Source organism: Sphingomonas sp. GW822-FHT03G08, from assembly GCF_058801135.1.
On sequence record NZ_JBXAMZ010000001.1, the window covers coordinates 902,505 to 924,555 of the forward strand.

General features: G+C 66.6%; 27 protein-coding genes. 16 read left to right on the top strand and 11 right to left on the bottom strand.

What is annotated here, in order from left to right; genetic code table 11:
- The first annotated feature begins 5 nt into the window (after window positions 1-5).
- The 5 genes from AC1RJ5_RS03885 to AC1RJ5_RS03905 all read left to right on the top strand — a co-directional run bounded on the left by AC1RJ5_RS03885 (window position 6) and on the right by AC1RJ5_RS03905 (window position 3,861).
- Window positions 6-1,463 (top strand): UxaA family hydrolase, encoded by a 1,458-nt coding sequence (locus AC1RJ5_RS03885; protein ID WP_269575020.1) that lies wholly within the window; start codon window positions 6-8, stop codon window positions 1,461-1,463.
- A gap of 113 nt (window positions 1,464-1,576) precedes the next feature.
- Window positions 1,577-2,506: a hypothetical protein gene (locus AC1RJ5_RS03890; RefSeq protein ID WP_493111819.1), complete on the top strand. Its 930-nt coding sequence runs from the start codon at window positions 1,577-1,579 to the stop codon at window positions 2,504-2,506.
- Between the two features lie 111 nt (window positions 2,507-2,617).
- Window positions 2,618-2,848 carry a hypothetical protein gene (locus AC1RJ5_RS03895; protein ID WP_184167040.1) on the top strand — a complete coding sequence of 77 codons (231 nt, stop codon included), beginning with the start codon at window positions 2,618-2,620 and terminating at the stop codon, window positions 2,846-2,848.
- 5 nt (window positions 2,849-2,853) lie between these two features.
- Window positions 2,854-3,378, top strand: a complete 525-nt coding sequence (locus AC1RJ5_RS03900; protein ID WP_493111822.1) for a gamma carbonic anhydrase family protein — start codon at window positions 2,854-2,856, stop codon at window positions 3,376-3,378.
- A 69-nt stretch (window positions 3,379-3,447) separates the two neighbouring features.
- Window positions 3,448-3,861: a hypothetical protein gene (locus tag AC1RJ5_RS03905; RefSeq protein ID WP_493111824.1), complete on the top strand. Its 414-nt coding sequence runs from the start codon at window positions 3,448-3,450 to the stop codon at window positions 3,859-3,861.
- On the opposite strand, the gene AC1RJ5_RS03910 is transcribed toward AC1RJ5_RS03905, so the two are convergent.
- Window positions 3,858-4,025, bottom strand: a complete 168-nt coding sequence (locus AC1RJ5_RS03910) for a hypothetical protein (RefSeq protein WP_493111826.1) — start codon at window positions 4,023-4,025, stop codon at window positions 3,858-3,860. The two genes, AC1RJ5_RS03905 and AC1RJ5_RS03910, sit on opposite strands and share 4 nt — an antisense overlap.
- Before the next feature lie 177 nt (window positions 4,026-4,202).
- On the opposite strand from AC1RJ5_RS03910, the gene AC1RJ5_RS03915 reads away from it, so the two are divergent.
- On the top strand, window positions 4,203-5,147 hold the full coding sequence (locus AC1RJ5_RS03915) for an NAD(P)H-dependent flavin oxidoreductase (RefSeq protein WP_269575015.1): 945 nt from the start codon (window positions 4,203-4,205) through the stop codon (window positions 5,145-5,147).
- 195 nt (window positions 5,148-5,342) lie between these two features.
- On the opposite strand, the gene AC1RJ5_RS03920 is transcribed toward AC1RJ5_RS03915, so the two are convergent.
- Window positions 5,343-5,801: a DUF1465 family protein gene (locus tag AC1RJ5_RS03920; protein WP_269575014.1), complete on the bottom strand. Its 459-nt coding sequence runs from the start codon at window positions 5,799-5,801 to the stop codon at window positions 5,343-5,345.
- 92 nt (window positions 5,802-5,893) lie between these two features.
- Window positions 5,894-6,091: a YdcH family protein gene (locus AC1RJ5_RS03925; protein WP_184167058.1), complete on the bottom strand. Its 198-nt coding sequence runs from the start codon at window positions 6,089-6,091 to the stop codon at window positions 5,894-5,896.
- A gap of 167 nt (window positions 6,092-6,258) precedes the next feature.
- On the opposite strand from AC1RJ5_RS03925, the gene AC1RJ5_RS03930 reads away from it, so the two are divergent.
- Window positions 6,259-6,414 (top strand): YdcH family protein, encoded by a 156-nt coding sequence (locus tag AC1RJ5_RS03930; protein ID WP_269575013.1) that lies wholly within the window; start codon window positions 6,259-6,261, stop codon window positions 6,412-6,414.
- A 310-nt stretch (window positions 6,415-6,724) separates the two neighbouring features.
- On the opposite strand, the gene AC1RJ5_RS03935 is transcribed toward AC1RJ5_RS03930, so the two are convergent.
- Both AC1RJ5_RS03935 and dksA read right to left on the bottom strand, forming a co-directional pair.
- Window positions 6,725-7,099, bottom strand: a complete 375-nt coding sequence (locus AC1RJ5_RS03935) for a PilZ domain-containing protein (protein ID WP_184167064.1) — start codon at window positions 7,097-7,099, stop codon at window positions 6,725-6,727.
- Between the two features lie 136 nt (window positions 7,100-7,235).
- Window positions 7,236-7,703: an RNA polymerase-binding protein DksA gene (dksA, locus tag AC1RJ5_RS03940; RefSeq protein WP_184167067.1), complete on the bottom strand. Its 468-nt coding sequence runs from the start codon at window positions 7,701-7,703 to the stop codon at window positions 7,236-7,238.
- Window positions 7,704-8,117: 414 nt separating this feature from the next.
- Here dksA and AC1RJ5_RS03945 point away from each other — a divergent pair, with 414 nt between their 5' ends.
- Window positions 8,118-9,176, top strand: a complete 1,059-nt coding sequence (locus AC1RJ5_RS03945) for a PEP-CTERM sorting domain-containing protein (protein ID WP_493111830.1) — start codon at window positions 8,118-8,120, stop codon at window positions 9,174-9,176.
- A 46-nt stretch (window positions 9,177-9,222) separates the two neighbouring features.
- Here the strand turns inward: AC1RJ5_RS03945 and AC1RJ5_RS03950 are convergent, their stop codons facing one another.
- Window positions 9,223-9,681: a host attachment family protein gene (locus AC1RJ5_RS03950; protein ID WP_269575011.1), complete on the bottom strand. Its 459-nt coding sequence runs from the start codon at window positions 9,679-9,681 to the stop codon at window positions 9,223-9,225.
- A gap of 88 nt (window positions 9,682-9,769) precedes the next feature.
- Between AC1RJ5_RS03950 and serS the strand changes: the two genes are divergently transcribed.
- From serS to AC1RJ5_RS03970, 4 genes are all read left to right on the top strand, one after another.
- Window positions 9,770-11,041, top strand: coding sequence for a serine--tRNA ligase (gene serS, locus AC1RJ5_RS03955; RefSeq protein ID WP_493111832.1), 1,272 nt, complete (start codon window positions 9,770-9,772; stop codon window positions 11,039-11,041).
- An 86-nt stretch (window positions 11,042-11,127) separates the two neighbouring features.
- Window positions 11,128-12,246: a M23 family metallopeptidase gene (locus tag AC1RJ5_RS03960; RefSeq protein WP_269575009.1), complete on the top strand. Its 1,119-nt coding sequence runs from the start codon at window positions 11,128-11,130 to the stop codon at window positions 12,244-12,246.
- A gap of 183 nt (window positions 12,247-12,429) precedes the next feature.
- Window positions 12,430-13,302: an OmpA family protein gene (locus tag AC1RJ5_RS03965; protein WP_269575008.1), complete on the top strand. Its 873-nt coding sequence runs from the start codon at window positions 12,430-12,432 to the stop codon at window positions 13,300-13,302.
- 203 nt (window positions 13,303-13,505) lie between these two features.
- Window positions 13,506-14,513 (top strand): potassium channel family protein, encoded by a 1,008-nt coding sequence (locus tag AC1RJ5_RS03970; RefSeq protein ID WP_493111835.1) that lies wholly within the window; start codon window positions 13,506-13,508, stop codon window positions 14,511-14,513.
- A 142-nt stretch (window positions 14,514-14,655) separates the two neighbouring features.
- Here AC1RJ5_RS03970 and AC1RJ5_RS03975 read toward each other — a convergent pair whose 3' ends face one another.
- Entirely contained in the window at window positions 14,656-15,417 is a 762-nt protein-coding gene (locus AC1RJ5_RS03975) for an AAC(3) family N-acetyltransferase (RefSeq protein WP_342250067.1), read from the bottom strand.
- Between the two features lie 44 nt (window positions 15,418-15,461).
- Between AC1RJ5_RS03975 and AC1RJ5_RS03980 the strand changes: the two genes are divergently transcribed.
- Window positions 15,462-15,809 carry a DMT family protein gene (locus AC1RJ5_RS03980; protein ID WP_493114632.1) on the top strand — a complete coding sequence of 116 codons (348 nt, stop codon included), beginning with the start codon at window positions 15,462-15,464 and terminating at the stop codon, window positions 15,807-15,809.
- Window positions 15,810-15,813: 4 nt separating this feature from the next.
- On the opposite strand, the gene AC1RJ5_RS03985 is transcribed toward AC1RJ5_RS03980, so the two are convergent.
- Genes AC1RJ5_RS03985 through AC1RJ5_RS03995 form a run of 3 tightly spaced genes read right to left on the bottom strand, consistent with a single transcriptional unit; the run spans window position 15,814 to window position 16,957 of the window.
- A complete protein-coding gene (locus tag AC1RJ5_RS03985; RefSeq protein ID WP_342250066.1) occupies window positions 15,814-15,957 on the bottom strand; it encodes a hypothetical protein in 144 nt (47 codons plus the stop codon).
- 23 nt (window positions 15,958-15,980) lie between these two features.
- The gene (locus tag AC1RJ5_RS03990) at window positions 15,981-16,385 is read right to left on the bottom strand and encodes a DUF1761 domain-containing protein (RefSeq protein WP_269575004.1); all 405 of its coding nucleotides are present in this window, start codon (window positions 16,383-16,385) and stop codon (window positions 15,981-15,983) included.
- Window positions 16,386-16,444: 59 nt separating this feature from the next.
- The gene (locus AC1RJ5_RS03995) at window positions 16,445-16,957 is read right to left on the bottom strand and encodes a GNAT family N-acetyltransferase (protein ID WP_269575003.1); all 513 of its coding nucleotides are present in this window, start codon (window positions 16,955-16,957) and stop codon (window positions 16,445-16,447) included.
- Window positions 16,958-17,117: 160 nt separating this feature from the next.
- Between AC1RJ5_RS03995 and rimO the strand changes: the two genes are divergently transcribed.
- The 3 genes from rimO to AC1RJ5_RS04010 all read left to right on the top strand — a co-directional run bounded on the left by rimO (window position 17,118) and on the right by AC1RJ5_RS04010 (window position 21,100).
- A complete protein-coding gene (gene rimO / locus AC1RJ5_RS04000) occupies window positions 17,118-18,449 on the top strand; it encodes a 30S ribosomal protein S12 methylthiotransferase RimO (RefSeq protein ID WP_493111838.1) in 1,332 nt (443 codons plus the stop codon).
- Between the two features lie 330 nt (window positions 18,450-18,779).
- Window positions 18,780-20,186 (top strand): serine hydrolase domain-containing protein, encoded by a 1,407-nt coding sequence (locus AC1RJ5_RS04005; RefSeq protein ID WP_269575001.1) that lies wholly within the window; start codon window positions 18,780-18,782, stop codon window positions 20,184-20,186.
- Window positions 20,186-21,100 carry a hypothetical protein gene (locus tag AC1RJ5_RS04010; RefSeq protein WP_493111841.1) on the top strand — a complete coding sequence of 305 codons (915 nt, stop codon included), beginning with the start codon at window positions 20,186-20,188 and terminating at the stop codon, window positions 21,098-21,100. The genes AC1RJ5_RS04005 and AC1RJ5_RS04010 overlap by 1 nt, the downstream gene beginning before the upstream one ends.
- On the opposite strand, the gene AC1RJ5_RS04015 is transcribed toward AC1RJ5_RS04010, so the two are convergent.
- Window positions 21,097-21,957, bottom strand: a complete 861-nt coding sequence (locus AC1RJ5_RS04015) for an aldo/keto reductase family oxidoreductase (protein WP_342250062.1) — start codon at window positions 21,955-21,957, stop codon at window positions 21,097-21,099. The genes AC1RJ5_RS04010 and AC1RJ5_RS04015 overlap by 4 nt on opposite strands.
- Window positions 21,958-22,051 lie beyond the last annotated feature (94 nt).

Sequence of the window (22,051 nt, forward strand, 5' to 3'; positions counted from 1 at the left end):
CGCACATGACGCTCGCCCTGTTCCGTATCGCCCCCAATGACAGCACCGCCACCGCGCTGCGCGACCTCGAAGCCGGCGAGCAGGCGCTGGGGGTGACGCTCGCCGCCCCGGTGGCCAAGGGTCACAAGGTCGCGGTCAAGCCGATCGCGGCGGGCGAACCCGTGCTCAAGTTCGGCTTCCCGATCGGCGTCGCCACCCGCGACATCGCGCCGGGCGAGCATGTCCACACGCATAATGTCTCGACCGCGCTCAAGGGCAGCGGCGACTATGCCTTCGCGCCCTCCACGCACGACGATTCCGGCTTCGAAGGCCCGGGCTTCCTGGGCTATCGCCGCGCCAATGGCCGGGTCGGCACGCGCAACGAGATCTGGGTGATCCCCACGGTCGGCTGTGTCGGACGGACCGCGCAGAAGATCGCGGAGCGCGCGGCGGTGCTGCACGCCGGCAAGATCGACGGCGTCCACGCGTTCCCGCATCCGTTCGGCTGCTCGCAGCTGGGCGACGACCTGCAGGGCACCCGCGCGATCCTGTCGGCGCTTGCCAACCATCCCAATGCCGGCGGCGTGCTGATCGTCGGGCTCGGCTGCGAGAACAACCAGATCAAGGGGATGCTGGAAGGCATCGACCACCCGAACCTGCGCACCCTCGGCGCCCAGATGGCAAGCGACGAGATCGAGGAAGGCCTGGCGCTGGTCGAGGAACTCGTCGCCGGTGCCCAGGCCGAGCGCACCCCCGCCCCGCTTTCCGAGCTGGTGCTCGGCGTGAAGTGCGGCGGCTCGGACGGTTTCTCGGGCCTCACCGCCAATCCGCTGGTCGGGCGCATGGCCGATGCGGTCACCGGCGCCGGCGGCACCGCGATCCTCACCGAGATCCCCGAGATCTTCGGCGCCGAGCAGCTGCTGATGGCCCGCGCCAGCGACGAAGCGGTATTCGACGGCATCGTCCACCTGGTCAACGACTTCAAAGACTATTTCGTCCGCAACGGCGAGCCGGTCTCCGAGAATCCCTCGCCGGGCAACATCGCCGGCGGCATCACCACGCTCGAGGAGAAGTCGCTGGGCGCGGTGCAGAAGGCGGGGCACGCCATTGTCACCGACGTGATCCCCTATGGCGGGCAGGTCCGCCGCAAGGGGCTAACTCTGCTCGAGGCACCGGGCAACGATGCAGTTTCCTCGACCGCGCTGGCCGCCGCGGGCGCGACCGCGATCCTGTTCACCACCGGCCGCGGCACGCCGCTGGGCTTCCCGGTGCCGACGATCAAGATCGCGTCGAACCATGATCTCGCCACCCGCAAGCCGGGCTGGATCGACTTCGACGCCGGCCAGGTGCTCGAAGACGGCATGGACAGCGCCGCCGACGCGCTGCTCGACACGATCGCCGCGATCGCATCGGGCAAGGAAACCGCCGCCGAGCGCAATGGCGAGCGCGAAATCGCAATCTGGAAGCGCGGCGTAACCCTCTGACCCCACAAGAAATGCCAACGAATTAGCCTCGGACCTTTCGGAACGGGTGAGTCATGACTGTGCGGCCCGCGCATTTCTGTTAACCATATCCTCCGCGACTCAGGGGGGATGACGTGGCGACTATTCTGGCTTCGATCGGCAACCTGGCGACGAGCGCGACCAAGGCCGCCGCCGCCCAGCCGATCAGCGCCGATGCGATCTACTGGCCGGCCTGGATCCTGGTCGGCGGCGTGTTGCTCGCGCTGCTGGCGGTGATCGGCATCCTCACCTCGCTCAAGTCCGCCTTGCTCGCCAAGCCGAAGAAGCGCGACGAGGAATTCACCCGGATGCTGGCCCGGCAGGTGTGGAAGCACACCGCGACGGTCACCGACATCTTCGCCCAGCGCCTGCGCCACCCCCAGCGCGACGTGGTGACGCTGCGCGTGCTGCTCCGCCTGTTGCGCGAGGACATTGCCGGCCCGGTCAATTTCGTCGAGCAGATGCGCCCGCACGCCCCGGCGAGCTGGCCCGATTACGAGCTGTTCGCCGCCTTCAACAACTGGAGCGGCCAGATCGCGGCGATGGAATCGCAGCTCGCCGACATGCAGCAGATGCTGAGCTATCCGGCTGTCCGCGAGCCGGTCGACGCGCACCGCGACGCGATGCTCGTCCATTTCTACGCCACCGAGCAGGTCGCGATGGGCCAGACCGTCTCGACGCTCGGCAACCACGCCATCGCCGTGTGCGAGGCGGCAAAGAAAGTGCTGAAGAAAGAGCCCGGCGGTTTCAAGTTCGGCGGCGCCGGCCACGATCCTGACGAGGAGCACGACCATGGCTGCCCGGCCTGTGGCGGTGGCCCGCACAGCGCCTATGCCGGCGCCAATGCGCGCGATCTGCTGCCGCTGCCCGATCCGCCCGAGAAGCCGAAGAAGAAGGAAGAGCCCAAGCCGGCCGCCGCGCAGCTCTGCTACTGCGTGACGCCGCAGCCCTGCCATGTCTGCACGCCGGTGCCCTGCGCCTGCACGTGCAGCTGCAAATCGGCCCCCGCGACGGCGCATCACTAGGTCGTTTCGGCGGCGGCGAAACCTTGCTGCACTGCGATAAACCGGAGGTGCCCGGCATTGAAGCGTTAACCCTCGTCCCCTAGAGTCCCCCGGGGATTTTGGGGTGGGTTGATGACCGAGTTTCTCGTCTTCGCATATGCAATGCTGGCCATGTTCGTGATCCAGTCGATGGCGCGCAACCATCGCGAGCAGCGTGCCAATTCGCAGGTGGTGACGATGGTCGGCTGGGGCCTGTTCTCGCTCTCCTCGACGCTGGCGGTGCTGCTCGGCGCGGTTGCGCTGGCGCTGGCGATGGGCGCCAACATTCCGCTTCCCCAGGGCTTCGAAGCGCCGCTATTCTGAGCGGCATGCCGCTATACGAATTTGCCGGGCGCCGCCCGCTTGTCGCCGAGGATGCCTGGGTCGCGCCGAGCGCGGACCTGATCGGCGACGTCAATCTCGCCACGCTCGCCTCGGTCTGGTTCGGCGCCGTGATCCGCGCCGACAACACTCCGATCCTAGTCGGCGCCCGTTCGAACATCCAGGACGGCGCGATGCTCCATTCCGATCCCGGCGCGCCCTGCACCGTGGGGGAGGATGTCACCGTCGGCCATCACGCGATCCTGCACGGCTGCACGATCGGCAGCCGCACGCTGATCGGCATGGGCGCGACGATCCTCAACCGCGCGGTGATCGGCGAGGACTGCCTGGTCGGCGCCGGCGCGCTGGTCACCGAGGGCAAGGAGTTCCCCGCAGGCCACCTGATCGTCGGCAGCCCCGCCAAGGCGATCCGCCCGCTCGACGACATGCAGAAGGCGATGCTCAAGGCCAGCGCCGCGCTCTACGCCGCCAAGCAGCGCGAATATGCCGCCGGATTGAAGCGGATCGACTGAGCCGCTTACCGACAACCGTCACATTGCCGGTCTAGCCCAAGCCCTGGATTCGGTTTCGGGAGGTGCGCGATGGGCTTGTTCGACTGGTTGAAGCGCTTCGCCAAGGCACCCGCCGCCGCCGCGGCGGAACTCACCCCGCCCGCACCCGCGCCGGAGCCCGAGAGCGGCTGGCACACCGGCTGCGAGGGCGACACGCTCTGGGTGCTCGATCCCGACGGCAAGCGCCACACGCTGCCGCTCTCGCATCTCCACGCGGTTGCGATCGAGACCAGCGACACCGGCCCGCTGGGCGACGATTTCTGGTGGCTGTTCTACGGCCCGGACGAGGACGTCGCCTTCACCCTGCCCGGCGGCGCGAGCGGCGAAGGCGCGATGGCGGAGAAGATCGCCGCCCTGCCCGACTTCCATCACGACATGTATGCCGCCGCGATCCGCTCGACCGACGTCGATACCTTCGTCGTCTGGCAGCGGCCGTTCGACTAGTTGTCGAGCCGCTTGGTCACCTCATAGCCCGCCTTGCGCAGCGCCATCACCGCGGCCAGCGCCTGGTAATGGCTCTCCTGCCCCGGTTCGTAGAGCTGGCCGCTCTGCTGGCCGGCGGCTTTGATCGCGTCGCGGACGATGACGTAGATTTCGTTGGTGACCATGGCGCTCCCCGGAACATTGCGTGCCGTGGAAATGGGGAGGCTTCGGGCAGGCTTCAATGCGATTCGGTCCGAGTCGGCCCTATCGCTGCACTGCAGCATGCGCGCGCACCCCGCGCTTACGTAGCGTCGCCTGCACCGGGCTGGACGGCCATTCCGGTTTCGCTACAAAACTGATCCATGGCATTGCCTCCGCTCTTCGATCGCCTTCGGCTCCCGGTCATCGGCTCGCCGCTGTTCATCATATCGGTACCCGAGTTGGTCATCGCCCAGTGCAAGGCGGGGATCGTCGGATCCTTCCCGGCGCTGAACGCCCGGCCGGACACCCGGCTCGACGAGTGGCTGCACCAGATCACCGAGGAACTCGCCGCCTGGGACCGCGACAATCCGGACACGCCGGCCGCGCCCTTCGCGGTCAACCAGATCGTCCACCGCTCCAACCCGCGGCTCGAGCATGACGTCGCCGCCTGCGCCAAGTGGAAGGTGCCGATCGTCATCACCTCGCTCGGCGCCCGGCCCGAACTGAACGACGCGGTGCACAGCTGGGGCGGCATCACCCTGCACGACGTGATCGACGATCGCTTCGCCCACAAGGCCGTGGAAAAGGGCGCGGACGGCCTGATCCTCGTCGCCACCGGCGCCGGCGGCCATGCCGGGCGCCTCAGCCCCTTCGCGCTGGTCCAGGAAGTGCGCGAGTGGTTCGACGGGCCGGTGATCCTGTCCGGCGCGATCGCCAATGGCCGCTCGGTGCTGGCCGCCCAGGCGATGGGCGCCGACCTCGCCTATATCGGCTCGCCCTTCATCGCCACCGACGAGGCCAATGCCCAGCCCGACTACAAGCAGGGCATCGTCGACGGCACCGCCGACGACATCGTCTATTCGAACCTCTTCACCGGCGTGCACGGCAACTACCTCAAGGCGTCGATCGTCAATGCCGGGCTCGATCCCGACAATCTGCCCGAGAGCGATCCGAGCGCGATGAACTTCGGCGGCGCCAAGGCCTGGAAGGACATCTGGGGCTCGGGCCAGGGCATCGGCGCGGTCCATGCGGTCGAGCCGGCGGCGGTGAAGATCGAGCGGATGAAGGCGGAATACGCCGCAGCCAAGGCGGCGCTCTGCGGCTAACCACGTTTTAGTGGCAGTTCCCGGCCTGGACGGTGAAACCCAGCTGTTCCCCGGCGAAGGCCGGGGCCCAGTTGCAATGTCTTCCGAGAGGCTCCAGCGCCATCGATAGTGCGCCGAGACTGGGCCCCGGCCTTCGCCGGGGAACCGAGAAGAAACCAACGCCGCGGTTGCCCCTCCCGCAAGAGGGAGGCGGATTTAGAAAGCCGCCGCCAGCCGGTTCATCATGCTGCGCGCCGGGCTCTCGATCACGACATTCTCGTCGAGCGTCTCGTCGAGCCGGGCGACGCGGCGATACAGGTCGATGCTGGTGGTGATGATCCCCACTGCGTTGGGCGGCATCGCGTCGAGCAGCGCCGCCTCGGTCTCCGGCGCATCGCCCAGCCGGCGCGACGGCATCAGCGCGTCCCCGGGCTGGATCTCGCCGGCGTCGACCGCGCGTTGGGTGAGCAGCCAGGCGATGATGTGCATCAGCCGCGTGGTCACCTTGAGCGATTCGCAGGAGAAGGCGACGCGGTTGAGCGCTTCCAGCGACTCGCGCTCGTCCCGGCCCAGCTCATCGAAATAGCCGCGCGCCTCGTCGGCCAGCAGCATCGCCTCGACATAAAGCGAGTCGATCAGCTTTCGGTGGATCTGCGCGGTGCCCTGTTTCCCCATATGGCAACGCTGCCACAGCCTCGATGGTAACGAAATGCTTAATTTCGCAGTGATTTCGTCCCGATCCGGATCATGGCCGGATCGGGGCCGAATCAGGCGATGATATCGGGGATAAGCTGGTCCTCGAGCTGCACGATTTCATCGCGCAGCATCAGCTTGCGCTTCTTGAGCCGGGCAACCTGAAGCTGGTCGGACGTGCCGGTGGCGAGCAGTGCATCGATTGCCGCATCCAGATCGCGATGCTCGGTCCGCACCGCTTCGAGCCGCCGCACAATCTCTTTCTCGTCCATCGCGAACGCCCCCGTACTCGGATCTCCCTGCACCACGCCGGAAAGCTCCGCAACGGATCATCGCGCTAATTTTGCATATCGTCGATTAGGCAAGATTCACCCGCGACAAAGCTGTGGAAAAGTGATCTATTCACAGGTTCCGGCCACCGATGAAGGAGACTGCTTCCATGCAGAACGCGCATTTCTCGGCACTCTCGGCCAAGCACTCCGTGCTCGACCAGCGAATCGCCGCCGAATCGCAAAGGCCCCAGCCGGACCATCTGGTCCTGGCATCCCTGAAGAAGCAGAAGCTTCGCATCAAGGAAGAGATGGCGCGCCCCTAGGCTGCGCCGCGCAAACAGGGGTGTGGCCAGGCCGCACCCCGACGGCGCGAAAGTCACCAAACAGCAAGACCAGGGCGGAGGCCCGCGCTTTTCGCGCCTTCCGCTCCTCCGTCATTTACGTCCCCTCTCCCGTCATTCCCGCGAAGGCGGGAATCCAGGGTGGCTTGGGATGTCCGATGCATTGAGCGTCCGGTTCGCCGGATATGCCGAAGCGAGCAGCAAGCGTGTCGCTCGGGACTGTGGATCCCCGCCTTCGCGGGGATGACGACCTGAATGGGAAATCGCGAACAGCGAACGCAGCGGGCGCGACTCAGCGCCGAGTGAAGATCGGCTTCACAAAGGCCGGCGTATGCGTGCCGCCGCCTACCGGCTTGCGCGCCAGCATCGGGTCGATCGGCGTATCAAAGGCAACGCCCACCCGGCCGTCGGTCGCCCAGGCGATGCGGCCGCTCACCCAGCCAACGCCGCGCACCTCGACTTCGACGGTAGCGCCACGCTCGATCGGAAGGGCGTATTCGGCCATCAGCCCGCCCTGGGAAAGGTTGCGGACCCGCACCTGCTCGACCGGCCGCCCCGCCACGCGGAACTGGGCCGCCAGCATCAGGCTGTCACGCGAGCCGCTGCGCTGGCTGGAGAAATCGTCCGCCGACAGCGCCGTCAGGGGATCAAAGGAAAACTGGTCCATCGTGTCGCTCGAAACGCAAGGGGGTTACGCGCGGAGAATACACCCGCAAACCTTGTCGAAAGCGTAAACAAAAGACGAAAATGTGCCCCCACGGCTGTCCCGCGGAGGCACAAAAAAGGAGGCCATAAGCCCCCTGCTATTCTTCCCGCGATACCTTCTCGTTGCGCTCGTGCCGCTCCTGCGCCTCAAGCGTCATCGTCGCGATCGGCCGGGCTTCAAGGCGACCGAGGCTGATCGGCTCGCCGGTCACCTCGCAATAGCCATATTCGCCGTCCTCGATCCGCCGCAGCGCCGCGTCGATCTTGGAGATCAGCTTGCGCTGGCGATCGCGGGTGCGCAGCTCGATCGACCAGTCGGTCTCGCTCGAAGCGCGATCGGTGAGATCGGCCTCGCGCAGGGAATCCGTCTGGAGCTGATTGAGCGTGCCCGCGGCTTCGCGGAAGATATCGTCCTTCCACGCGTTCAGCTTGTCACGGAAATATTCCAGCTGACGCGGGTTCATGAAGGGTTCGTCGTTGCTCGGCCGATAGCCGTTATCGCCGTCATTTGCGGCGGGAGGAACGCGTTTACCCGGTTCGTCGAAGCGATCCAAAACAGTAGCCATCCCCACTCTCCACTCCGGTCCCATTCGGCCCGAGCCGTACGGAGACCGTTTGCCCTGCGCGGCCCTATACTTTCGCGCGAGGACGTTAACAAGCGTGTGGTTTTTTTAATCCACAGGTCTAATACCCCGTAAATGGAAGGAAATTACCGGGGGCTGAACCGGGCGGGAAACGGGCCCGGATTCACCACGAATGTTCACACTTCGCCGCACAGGAAACCTCTCGATCGTACCGAAGTAGAACATTAACCATCACAGAAGAAATCCACCGCCCCAAAATCGACCGCAAATATGGTTAAGCATCACTTACCGCGTTGCACTTAACAGTTTGTTTTGCACTTTTCCGGCATTGAGAGGCGTGAAGCTGCTGACGATCCTGTGGGGAGCGGCACGCCAGCAACAGGAAGAGTGGGGACAATGTCGGTTCGCATGGCCTTGGCTAAACTGTGCGCCTGCACTTGCGGGGGCGCGGTGATTGGCGGCGGTGGCGTCTATGTCACCGAACGCATCCACCAGCCGCGTGTCGTCAAGCAGGTCACCGTCGCGAAGAAGCGAGTCGTCAAGCGCACGGTGGCACGCCCCGTGAAGCGAGTCGTCAAGCGCACGGTCACCACCACCACCCAGGGCCAGCCCCAGGTCGTAGTCGTCACGGCACAGGGCGCTCCGATCCCGACGCCCCCGCCCTATTTCGGCGGCGAGATGCCGGTTGTGTCGTCGAGCAGCAGCGGTTCGTCCTCCGGCGCCGTGATCGGCGGTTCGGGCGGCGGCGGCTTCATGGGCGGCTTCTTCGCCGGTGGATTCTTCGGCGGTTCTTCCTCGTCGGGCAGCTCCGGCGGCTCGAGCGGCATCAATATCGAGATCTCGTCGTCCAACTCGTCCTCGTCGGGCGGCTCGACTTCCACCTCCACCGGTGGCTCGTCGACCTCGACGGGCGGTTCCTCGACCTCGACTTCGACCGGTGGCTCCTCGACCTCCACGTCGAGCGGCCAGGTGAGCTCCACCTCGTCCTCGGGCGAGATCAGCTCGACTTCGTCCAGCTCGACCTCGAGCGGCCAGGTCAGCTCGACCTCCTCGTCGAGCGGCGACGTGTCTTCGTCGACCTCGTCGTCGTCCAGCGGCGACGTCTCGTCCTCGACCAGCTCGTCCACCAGCTCTTCGTCGAGCGGTGACGTGTCGAGCTCGTCGTCCAATTCCTCGTCGACCAGCTCGTCCAACTCGTCGTCGACTTCGTCCTCGTCGAACGGTTCCAGCAGCCACTGGAGCAATTCGAGCGGCTGGGGCTCGAGCGGCCATCACGGCTCGAGCAGCTGGGGCGGCAGCAGCAGCTGCGGTCGCGGCTGCGGCGGCAGCAGCTCGGGCGGCCCGGCCCCTGTGCCGGCACCGCCGATGATCCTGCTGTTCGGCGGCGCCGCCGCGGCGCTGGTCGCCCGCAAGCGCTTCGCCAAGAAGAAGCCGGACGACTCGACCGACGCCTGACACGAGAAAACCGTCATCCCCTCGAAAGTCGGGATGACGGAACAGGTTATTCCGCCCGGAGCAGCGCCTGCTCGATCTCCGGGATCGGATGATCGGTCAGGTCCTTGGCAAGCTCGCCGGCCAGCCGGTCGCTCACTTCCTTGTGATAGTGTTTGCGCAGCTCGCCCAGCGTCTTGGGCGGCGCGATGATGATCAGCGACTCGAAGTCCTGGCGAAGCGCCCGCTCCTTGAGCAGCGCGGCGGTGTCGGCGGCGAAGCGGTCTTCTTCCAGCTGGTGGAAATCGACTTCGTCCATGTTGCCGCCGCCCCATTGCGCGCCCGAGGTCCGCGTGCCCATCGCGCCGCCGGCAAGGTCGGTCGCCTGATCGTGATGCGCGGGGTTGTGCTTGTCGACGACCTTCTTCTCGACCTGCAGGTTCGGATATTGCGCGTCGCCCTCGTTCCTCAGGAACAGCATCTTGCGCCCATCCGCCACCACCACGACTGCGTCATGCGGAACCTGCATCTCGATTCTCCTATGGTTTGATATCTCCGTAAACGCCCCCATGCGCGCCAGGGTTGCGCCGCGGCGGGCGCGAAGTCATACGCCCGACATGCACGATATCCGCGCCATCCGAGAGAACCCCGAATCCTTCGACGCCGGCCTCGCCCGCCGCGGGCTGGAACCGCAGTCCGCCGCGCTGCTGGCGCTGGACGAGAAGCGCCGAGCGCTGATCACCGAGGCGCAGGCCGCGCAGACCCGCCGCAACGAGGCATCCAAGGCGATCGGCGCCGCCAAGGCGCGCCGCGACGACCCCACCGACCTGATGGCCGAAGTCGCCGAGCTCAAGGAGCGGATGCCGCAGATCGACGCCGAGGAGAAGGCCGTCGGCGCGGAGCTGACCACCCTGCTCGCTGCGCTCCCCAACCTGCCCTATGCCGATGTGCCCCAGGGCGCCGACGAGGAAGCCAACCAGCTTGTCGCCACCGTCGGCGAACCAACCGCCCTAGCCTTCGAAGCCAAGGAGCATGACGCGTTCGGCCCGGCGCTCGGACTGGACTTCGAGACCGGCGCCAGGCTCTCCGGCACGCGCTTCACCCTGGTCCGTGGTGCGGCCGCCAAGCTTCACCGCGCGCTCGGCCAGTTCATGCTCGATACGCTCGAAGCGCATGGCTATGAGCAGGCGATCCCGCCGCTGCTGGTGCGCGAGGAGACCATGTTCGGTACCGGCCAGCTTCCCAAGTTCGCCGAGGACAGCTTCCAGACCACGGACGGCCGCTGGCTGATCCCCACGGCCGAAGTGAGCCTGACCAACATCGTCCGCGAGCAAATCCTGTCCGAGGAAGAGCTGCCGCTGCGCTTCGCCGCGCTCACCGCCTGCTTCCGCTCGGAAGCCGGCTCGGCGGGCCGCGACACGCGCGGTTTCATCCGCCAGCACCAGTTCGAGAAGTGCGAGATGGTCTCGATCACCACGCCCGAGCAGAGCGAGGCGGAGCATGAGCGCATGACCCAGTGCGCCGAGGGTATCCTTACCGCGCTCGGCCTGCCCTTCCGCCGGATGAAGCTGTGCAGCGGCGACATGGGCTTCACCGCGGCGCGCACCTATGACCTCGAAGTGTGGCTGCCGGGCCAGTCCCGCTACCGCGAGATTTCGTCCTGCTCGACCTGCGGCGATTTCCAGGCGCGCCGGATGAACGCACGCTTCCGTCCGGCCGGCGAGAAGGGCACCCGCTTCGTCCACACGCTCAACGGCTCGGGCCTCGCGGTCGGCCGCACCCTCGTTGCTGTGCTGGAGAACTATCAGCAGGAAGACGGCTCGGTGCGAGTTCCCGACGTGCTCAAGCCCTATCTGGGCGGCCTGGAAGTGCTCGCACCGGCAAACTGAGACACCTCCGCATTCAGACGTACCTGACGCGCGCGGAAATGCGCGCTATGGAGCGTCGGAGTATAGTTAATGCGGGGGTCGTTTCGATGGCGGTAAAGCGGATGGCGCCGGTGGCGCTGCTGTTGCTCGCTGCCTGTATTCCACAGCGCGGCACGGCCTATGAAGAGCCCGGCTACCGCCCCGCCCCGCAGTCGCGCCAGGATCGCTATCCTCAGCCGCAGCAGGAACGGTGGGAGCGTCCCGCGCTCGGCAACGAGCAGGACGTCCGCCGCCTCCCCGCACCGCCGCCCGCCTGGCAGGCGCGCAAGGTCCAGGCGGATTCGCGCGTCATTTCGGGCCGTACCTACACCGTCCAGCCCGGCGACTCGCTCCGCTCGATCTCGGGCAAGACCGGCGCCGGATCGGAAGCGATCGCGCGGGCCAACAACATCCCCTCGCCCTTCGTCATCCGCGTCGGGCAGAAGCTGGTCATCCCGGGCGGCCGCTACCATCTGGTCCGCGACGGCGAGACCGGCATCGCCATTGCAGTGGCGTACGGCGTCGCCTGGTCGCGGATCATCGCGGTCAACGACCTCGAGGAGCCGTACATCCTGCGGACCGGCCAGCGCCTGCTGATCCCGGACGACACGCTGCCGCCGCCGCCCTCGGGCCGCCCCGAGACGATCGAGCAGCGCGCCGCGCGCTTCCACCTCGATCTCGGCGTCGACGACATCGTCACCGGCGGCCAGCCCGCCATCGCCGAGAAGGCCCGCCCCGCCGCGCCGACCGCTTCCTCGGCGCGCGTCCTGTCGCCGACCACCCCGGTCGCCGCCCCGGCGCGCCTCGCCGGCGGCTTCCAATGGCCGCTCCGGGGCAATGTCGTGAAGCGCTTCGGCCCCGGCGCGAGCGGAGAACGCAACGACGGCATCAAGATCGCCACGCCGCTCGACACCCCCGTGCTCGCCTCGGCCGACGGCGTGGTCGCCTATGTCGGCTCGGACATCCCGGCGCTCGGCGGCCTCGTCATCCTGCGCCACGGCGACGGCTGGACGACCGTCTATGGTCATGCCGGCCAGCTGCTCGTCCAGCGCGGGCAGGCGGTGAAGAAGGGCCAGATGATCGCGCTGTCCGGCAATTCGGGCTTCGCCGACCGTCCGGAGCTCCATTTCGAGATCCGCCAGGGCCGCACCCCGGTCGATCCGCTACCGCGCCTCCCGGCCCGCTAAGGTCTCGCCAGCGCTGCGAATCACGCCGGCGGACACCCCGCCCGGCTCCATTCGTCGCGCCCCAGGCCCGAACCAACCGCTCCGGCACGGTGCTTGCGGCATGTGTTCATCTGCGGGACAGCTTCCCCCGAACAGGCATGAGGCAAGCCGGCGGGGGCAGTCAGTTTAGAGGAGGTTGCCTCAATGCGTGTTGTTTCCAAAAAAACCGGGGTTCGCTTCCTGGTCGCCATGCTGGCCATCTCGGCCGCGCCCAGTGCATTCGCGCAGCAGGAACAGAATACCGGCCGTGACGACATCGTCGTCAACGGCGCGGCCCAGGGTCCGATGACCGAGGGTCCCGAGATCAAGGGCGTCATTGCCGCCCGCAGCGGCGATCGCGTCAAGATCGCCACCGCCGATGGCGCCACCACCACCGTCGCGATCACCGAAGCCACCCGGATCAAGACCGGCGGCGGCCTGTTCGGCGGCGGCAACAAGCTCGCGGCCAACCAGCTGCTCAACGGTCTGCCGATCACGGTCAAGACGATGCAGTCGCCCGAGGGCGGCGATCTCGTCGCCAGCCAGATCAGCCTCAAGAAGAACGACCTGCGCACCGCCACGATGATCCAGACCGGCACCTCGCAGCGCTTCGACGAGCAGGCCGCGGCGACCGAGGCCCTGCGCGGCCGCATGGGCGATATCGACAAGTACAACATCAAGAGCACCACCAACGTGCACTTCGATGTGGGCCGTGCCGACATCTCGCCGCAGGACAAGGCGCAGCTCTGCAGCACCGCCAACCAGGCCAACCAGACCGAGAACGCGCTGATGCTGGTGGTCGGCTATACCGACTCGACCGGCGGCGAGGACCTCAACCAGACGCTCAGCGAGAAGCGGGCGGCCAAGGTCATCAACTATCTGCAGCAGGCCTGCGGCTGGAAGCCGTACCGCATGCTGACGCCGACCGGCATGGCCACGGCCGATCCGCTGGCCAGCAACGACACGCCGGAGGGCAAGGCCCAGAACCGTCGCGTCGCGGTGAACATCCTGGTCAGCAAGAGCGTCGACGGCCTCTGAGCCACATTTCGGGGGCGGGCCCGGCTCGCCCCCATTCGGCCGGGAAGTGGCACGCCATTCCCGGCCATATTCGCCATGGCCACGGTCCGATGACCGTGTATGGTCCCGCTGACGGGCCGCTCCCGGCCAGCCAGTGAGAAGGGCCGGATGATCGCGCTTTACGGCACTGCCGCCGATCCGCTGCCGGGTCCGTCCGCCCGCTGATGGCGCTCAAGGCCCCCGCCACGCTCAAGCGCAAGTCGAGCATGCCCGTCTGGGCTTCGATCGGCTGGCGCGTGCTCGCCGTGGTCGGGCTGCTCGCGCTTGCCGTTGGCGTCCATTGGATCGAGCGCGACGGGCTCAAGGACACGGCCGACGGTCATGTCAGCTTCCTCGACATCCTCTATTTCACTTCGATCTCGGTGACGACCACCGGCTATGGCGACATCGTGCCGGTCAGCAATTCGGCGCGGATGTTCGATGCGTTCGTCGTCACCCCGATCCGCGTCTTCGTGGTGCTGCTCTTCCTCGGCACCGCCTATAATTTCGTGCTCAAGCGCACCTGGGACAAATGGCATATGGCAGTGATCCAGCGGAACCTTGCGCGCCACATCATCGTGGCCGGCTATGGCACCACCGGCTCGGAGACGGTCGACGAGCTGATCGCCCGCGGCCGCGATCCCGGCAGCATCGTCGTGATCGACCAGAATGAGGGCAATATCGCCCGCGCGAAGGAATGTGGCTGCATCGTCCTCCAGGCCGACGCCACCCGCGACCAGGTGCTGAACGACGTCCGCATCGCCACTGCCGAGTCGATGATCGTCTGCGCCGGACGCGACGACACCTCGATCCTGATCACCCTCACCGCCCGCCATCTGGCGCCCGCGCTGCCGATCAGCGTGATCGTCCGCAACGAGGACAATGAGCTGCCGGCCCGCGCCGCCGGGGCCACCACCGTGGTCAACCCGGTGAGCTTCGCCGGCCTGTTGCTCGCCAGCTCCTGCCAGGGCCCGCACCTCTCCGACTATCTTATGGATCTCGCCTCGATCCACGGCCAGGTCGAGCTGTCCGAGCGAAAGGTGCGGCCGGAAGAGATCGGCCAGCCGCTCTCTGCGATCGCCACCGGCCTGGGCGTCCAGATCTACCGCGACGGCCTGCCGCACAGCCACAAGGCCGCGGAGGCGCAGGCGCTGCTCGCGGGCGACACGATCCTGGAGATCGTGACGCGGTAGCGTGCGACCCAATATGCGTCCTTCAGTTCCCCGGCGAAGGCCGGGGCCCAGTTTCGGCGAATATGGTGAGGCGCGCGTACCTCTCGAACGACATTGCAACTGGGCCCCGGCCTTCGCCGGGGAACAATTGAAGCAACCAGCCTCAAAGACTCTCCCGAGCCTCGTCGCACTCCTCGCAGGCCTCGTCGGCGCCGTGCAGGAATATCAGCGGATCGGCCCTCACCTTCGCCGCCGCGATCCGTACGAGGTCCTCCGCCTCCATCAGCCGCGCCTCGGCATGCCCTACCCGCCCGGCGCGCAACGCCCCCTCCGCGCGCAGCCAGCCGTCCGCCAGCTCGAACTTCTCGCAGCAGCTGTCATTCTCGCCATAATGGACCTCGCGGCCCGCATCATCGATGTAGTGGAAGTCGCTGCGATAGGGCGCCCCGCCGACCAGCTCCGCCAGATGCAGCATCGTGTTGGCATGATGCCCCACCCCAAGCAGCAGCACCTGCCCGCCCGCCTGCCGGATGCGGTCGATCGCGCTTTCCGGCGCCGCCGGCGGCAGTACGAACGGCCCGCCGGTGATCCATTCCGCCTTGGGCCCGCGCGCGGAGACCGCATCGAAATGCGGGCTGCGCACCACCCCCGGCATCCGCCAGAACAGGTCAGCGACGATCCCCAGATCGTCGCGATTGCCGGTGGTCGCCGGGTCGAAGACGGTTTCGTCGTCGCCTGTCGCCGAAGGCATGGCCAGCGTCCCTTCCGGCCCCAGTGCCTCGCCCAGCGCCGCGATCAGTCCTTCGGGCCCGCCCTCGACCGGCCGGACCTCGCGGAAGCTCATATGGACAAGCAGCACCCCGCCCTCGCGCACGCCGAGGTCCCGCAGCTGGTCGACCAGCGCCTCTTTCGAAATCGTCTCCATCTTGACCTTGATGCCATCCCGGACAAGGTCGCGCCATGTCGGAAATGCTCTTCGCCCGCCTTCTGCCGATCCTGCTGCTGATCGGCTCCAACGTCTTCATGACGATCGCCTGGTACGGGCATCTCAAGTTCAAGAGCGCGCCGCTGCTGCTCGTGATCCTGGCGAGCTGGAGCATCGCGCTGGTCGAATATTGCCTGGCGGTGCCGGCCAATCGCTGGGGCAGCGCGGTCTATTCGGCGGCGCAGCTCAAGGCGATGCAGGAAGTCATTACCCTCACCGTATTCGTCGGCTTCTCGATCCTCTATCTCGGCCAGAAGATCACGGTGAACCACCTGATCGGCTTCGCGCTGATCGCGGCCGGCGCCTGGTTCATCTTCAAGGCGCCGGCCTGAATCTTCAGCGCGCCGCGTAGAGCAGCGCGAAGGCGGCGGTTGCCGCCACCGCCAGTATCGTCAGCAGAGCAATCCTGCGATGGCCACCGTACCGTTCCGACACCGGCATGCCGAACAGCGCGCCAATGCCCTCGATGATCGCTCGCATGTAACTCCCCGTTCGTTCCGTGCTCAGGTCAGCAGCCCGAAAATCGCGCCCATTACCAGGTACATCACGATCCAGTAGCCCGCGTCGATAAGGAACAGCGAGCGCGGCAGGCGCGAGAACAGATAGTTCACCCCCACCGAGGTGGCGATGAAGCCCACCCCGATGATCCCGGCGATCACCAGCGAATGGTGCAACCCGACGTGTGTGTCATAGGTGTTGTAGAGGTGATCGAGCGCGAAGGCGGCGATCAGGTTCAGCACGAAGGTCGTGCCGAAGATCTTGCCCATGTTGGCGCCGGACTTGAGCTCCTCTTCGCTCAGCCCGCGCGCCTTCATCCAGGCCTTGCCGAACAGCGGGCCATACCAGAGCCCGCCGACCACAAAGCCCGCCACCGCCGCGGCGAGGATCGCCAGCCAGTGAATCTGCATCTTGCCTCTCCCCTGTTCAGTTGCAGGGGTGTGAAGCTACGCCTTGATGGGCCCGCTGGCTAGAACCGCCGCTCCAGCAGGACGAGGGTGGAATCGCCCTCCACCGGCCGCGCCTCGAAGCCCATCTCGCGCTCCAGCGAGATCGCCTGGTGGTTCTCGCGGCTCTCGATCGACATCACCGATTTCACGCCGCGGCGCTCGGCCTCGTCGGTCAGATAGTCGAGCAGCGACCAGCCGATCCCCTGCGCCTTGCGGTCCGATCGGATCGAGATCGCCACTTCGGCGCTGGTCATCGGCTTGTTGCAGGCCAGCACCGCGCTCGCCACCAGCTCGCCATCGGCAAAGGCCAGGAAGCTGTCGGTCTGCCAGTGATCGACCTGGGTCATCGCCGCGATCTGGGCGTTGGAAAGCTGGTCGCAGGCGGTGAGGAAACGGAAGCGTCGGTCGTCGCTGGAAACCGTCTCGAACAGGTCGCGCAGCGCGCCTTCATCCGCCGGGGTGGCGGGGCGAACGTCGAGCGTCACGCCCGAACGCGTGGTGAGTGTCGTCTCTTCCGCAAGCTCGGCAGCCATGGAAACCTCCTCGCAAATACCGGTGCCGCGGATATGGGATGCGGCACGCGATCTTCCATGCCCGCAAGCGGCCGCGCACACCTTGTCGGCGGTCAAACCTGCCCCCGGAAAAGCCCCGGCCTAGCTTTTTTGCCGGAAATCCCTATGTGCCGCGCCAATCATGGCAACTAAACTTCCCGAGGCGCCCCGCGTGGGCATGGTGTCGCTCGGCTGTCCCAAGAACCTGGTCGACAGCGAACGGATCCTCACCAAGCTGCGCAGCGACGGTTATGCGATGTCCCCCGACTATGCCGGGGCCGACGTCGTGCTGGTCAACACCTGCGGCTTTCTCGACTCGGCGAAGGAAGAATCGCTCGAGGCGATCGGCGAGGCGATCGCGGAGAATGGCCGCGTCATCGTCACCGGCTGCATGGGCAAGGAAGCCGAGGTCATCCGCGCACGCTTCCCCAACGTGCTGGCCGTCACCGGCGCGCATCAATATGAGGAAGTCGTCGGCGCGGTGCACGACGCGGCGCCGATGCCGCCCTCGCCCTTCGTCAATTTGGTGCCGGATGCGGGGCTCAAGCTCACGCCGCGCCACTACAGCTATCTGAAGATCTCGGAGGGCTGCAACCACCGCTGCTCCTTCTGCATCATCCCGGCGCTGCGCGGCGACCTGGTCAGCCGCCGCCCCGACGCGATCCTGCGCGAGGCGGAGAAGCTGGTCGAGGCGGGCACGAAGGAGCTGCTGGTCATCAGCCAGGACACCTCGGCCTATGGTGTCGACATCCGCAAGGAGCCGCGCGCCTGGAAGGGCGGCGAGGTCGTGCCGCACATGACCGATCTGGCGCGCGAGCTCGGCAAGATCGCGCCCTGGGTGAGGCTCCACTATGTCTATCCCTATCCGCATGTCGATCAGGTCATCCCGCTGATGGCCGAGGGGCTGGTGCTCCCCTATCTCGACATCCCGTTCCAGCATGCCTCGCCTTCGGTGCTGCGCGCGATGAAGCGCCCGGCCAACGAAGCCAAGGTGCTCGAGCGGCTGCGCAAGTGGCGCGAGATTGCCCCCGATCTGACCATCCGATCGACCTTCGTGGTCGGTTTTCCCGGCGAGACCGAGGCGGACTTCCAGTATCTGCTGGATTGGCTCGACGAAGCCCAGCTCGATCGTGTCGGCGCATTCCGCTTCGAGCCCGTGGAAGGTGCAGCCGCCAATGATCTGCCCGGCGCGGTGCCGGAAGAGGTCAAGGAAGAGCGCTATGCCCGGATCATGGAGAAGACCGCGGCGATCAGCGCGGCCAAGCTCCAGGCCAAGATCGGCCGCACGCTCGAAGTGATCATCGACGAAGTCGGCGAGGAAGGCGGCGCGACGGGCCGCAGCCAGGCCGACGCGCCGGAGATCGACGGCGAGGTGTTCCTGCGCGACGCCGGCCATCTCAGCCAGGGCGACATCGTCATGGTCGAGATCGAGGATGCCGACGAGCACGATCTCTACGGGGTGCCGCTGGCCTGATCGGCGTCGGGTCGCCCCGCGGGCGGCCCGGCTTCCAACATCGCAGACCAACCGACTCGCGAAAGTACACAAAGTACAGGCCAAGAGCGGTTTTGCCGTGCCCGTTTTCCCGAAAACGCGATGCATCTCGCAAGATTCTTGCCTCCGCGTGATCCTATTTCTCCAACAGCATCAAAGAGCGGCCGGTTTGGACGCCGGCTGCGCAAGCCGAACAGACGAAATCCTACATTGCAAGCAGGGCATGGCGCATGCGCCAAAGCGAAACGTCCGGCGGGGATGACGCCCGCGAAACCCTGGCCTAAGCTCGCGCCATTCCATTCCGGAGGCCCGATGTTCCGTTCCGCCCTCGCCGCCGCCCTTCTGATCGCTACGCCTGCCGCCGCGCAGCAGCTCTCCGCCGATGAAACGGCGAAGGTCGACACCATCGTCGCCGACGCACTGAAATCCTCCGGTGCGCCCTCCGCTTCGGTCGCGATCGTGCGGGACGGCAAGATCGTGTTCGCCAGGGCCTATGGCGACCAGGGGCCGGGCATGAAGGCGACCAGCCCGGCGGCGAAATACCAGATCGCATCGATCTCCAAGCAATTCACCGCCGCCGCGATCCTGCTGCTCGAGGATGCTGGCAAGCTCAGCCTCGACGACAAGGTGTCGAAATGGGTGCCGGACATCACCGACGCCGACCAGATCACCATCCGCCAGCTGCTCAGCCATACCGCCGGCATCCAGGACTATTGGCCGCAGGACTATGACTTCGCCGCCATGTCGAAGCCGGTGACGCCGCAGCAGATCCTCGATCGCTGGGCGAAGAAGCCGCTCGACTTCCGCCCCGGCACGGCCTGGCAATATTCGAACACCGGCTATGTCGTCGCCGGCATGATCATCGAGAAGGCTTCGGGCATGAAGCTGCTCGATTACCTGAAGGCGAAGATATTCAAGCCGCTCGGCATCGATGCGATCGACCAGGACATCGCGGTGGGCAAGGGCTTCCCGCAGGGCAATCACCGTTTCGCGCTCGGCCCGGTCCGCGCCGCCAGGCCTGCTGCGCCGGGCTGGCTCTGGGCGGCTGGCGAGCTTGCCATGTCGGCCAGCGACCTCGCCAAGTGGGACATCGCGCGGATCGACCGCAAGATCCTGAGCCCCGAAGACTGGCAGACCCAGGAGACGCCGGTGCTGCTCGCGGACGGCAGCAATACCCGCTACGGTCTGGGCGTCTCGCTCGGCGGCCGTGACGGCGTTCGCACCGTCGAGCATGGCGGCGAGGCGGTGGGCTTTCTTTCCGATAATTTCGTGATCCCCAAGAAGCGCTTCGCCGTTGTCGCGCTGGTCAATGCCGATTTCGGCGGTGCGCAGGACGCGATCACCGGCGGCATCACCGACCTGCTCCTGCCGGCGGCCCCGCCCCCAAGCCGGCCGATGACGCTCGACGAATATCGCGATTCACTGGCGAGCCTGGTCTTTGGCCAGCTTCGCGCCGGCACGCTCGATCGCGAGAAGCTGACCGAGGATGCCAACTATTATTTCACCCCCCAGGCGACCGAGGACTATCACACGAGCCTGGCCCCGCTCGGTGATCCGGTAAGCTTCACGGCACTCGGCAAGCCGCGGCTGCGTGGCGGCTTCGTCAATCGCAACTACAGCATCGCCTTTGCCAATGGGCAGAAGCTGATCGCGATCACCTATGCGGAGCCCGGGATGAACGGGAAGTTCGAACAGTTCCTGATCCAGCCGAGGGACTGATGCGTCTGATCGCCCTCGCCGCCGCCGCGCTGTTCACCGCCACGCCCGCCCCCGACGCGGTGACGGTCCGCCCGGTCGATCCGCTCACCGTGCAGGACGATGACTTCGCCCGGCACCGCGATCCGGCGGAGTGGAAGGGCCTCCACGTCTCCGAACTGACCTTCCGCGAAGAGCGCGCGCCCTGGCGGTTGTGGCGGATCGCCAATGTGAAGCATCCCAGGGGACCGCTGTTCTTCGTCCCCCATGACAATGAGAATGCCGGGTTCGAGGCGGGTCTGGTGGCGCTGCGCAAATATGGCGGCGTGCTGATCGCGGTCGATTCGGGCGTTTCCCCCGGCAATGACGGAGTCCGCTACAACCGGGCAGTGGACTATGGCCGGCCGATCGATCCCAACCGCAACTTCGATACCGCCCTTCCCGGCTATGCCCATAATATCCTGGCCGACCTGGCAAAGGGCGCATGGCCGATCATCGCGCTGCATACCAATGCCAAGGGCTTCGAGTCCGGCTCGTCGCGCTGCAACAAGGGCGACCCCGAGGGCAGCGGCGTGATCTCGATCCGCTTCTGCGACGACACGCTCAACCCCAGCCCCTCGGTGTCGAAGACCTATCCGTTCGATGACGACGACACCGTCGCCTTCGCCACCTATCTCGCCCGCAACCAGCCGAGCGACGCATTCTGCCGCGATGCGATGGTAGGCGCGGATTTCAACGTGGTGCAGGAACGCGTGGTGACCAGCGACGGATCGCTGTCCAACTACGCGGTCCTGCACGGCCTATCCTATCTCAACTTCGAGACGCTCGACCGGGGGTTGGACCCGGCCGAGCTCGCGCTTGCCCGCGATCGGCTGAGCTTCATGATCGACCATGCGATCGCGATGTGCGCGCCGAAGGTGAAGGCGGTCGGACGCTAGCCGGCGATCCCGTCGAGCACCTGCACGGCCTCCGCCGGCAGCACCAGATCCCGCACCGCCAGATTCTCGCGCAAATGGCCGAGCGAGGAGGTGCCCGGGATCAGCAGCAGGTTCGGCGAACGCTGGAGCAGCCAGGCGAGCGCGACCTGCATCGGCGTGGCGCCCAGCCGCTTCGCCACCTCGTCGAGCGTGCCCGACTGGATCGGCGAGAAGCCGCCGAGCGGGAAGAAGGGCACATAGGCGATGCCCGCCTCGGCCAGCGTCGCCAGCAGCGCCTCGTCCTCGCGGTGGGCGAGGTTGTACTGGTTCTGCACGCAGACCACCGGCGCGATGCCGCGTGCTTCCTCGACCTGCTTAGCCGTCGCGTTGCTCAGGCCCAGGTGGCGGATCAAGCCCTGCTCGCGCAGCCGTGCAAGCCGCTCGAACTGCGGGGCGATCGGGCCTTCGCTGGGCGCGTGGATGTCGCCCATGATGCGCAGGTTGACCACATCGATCGCCTCGAGCCCGAGATTGGCGAGGTTGTCGTGGATCGCCGCCTCGATCTCGTCGGGCGTCCAGGCCGGCAGCCAGGACGCATCGTCGCCGCGCCGCGCGCCGACCTTGGTGACGATCACCAGATCGTCCGGATAGGGGTGCAGCGCCTCGCGGATCAGCCGATTGGTGACGTGCGGGCCGTAGAAATCGCTGGTGTCGATATGGTTGACCCCCGAGGCCACTGCTTCGCGCAGCACCGCGATCGCCTGGTCATGGTCCCTGGGCGGGCCGAACACGCCGGGGCCGGCAAGCTGCATCGCGCCATAGCCGACACGGTTCACCACGCGGTCGCCAAGCTGATAGGTCATCGGGAAGTCGGTCATCGCTGTTCTCCGTCTGGATGCACAACGTCCATCTAGGCCTTGCGGCATCGCGCGATAATCGGGCACAATCCGCACGGGCTGTGCGGAATTTCGA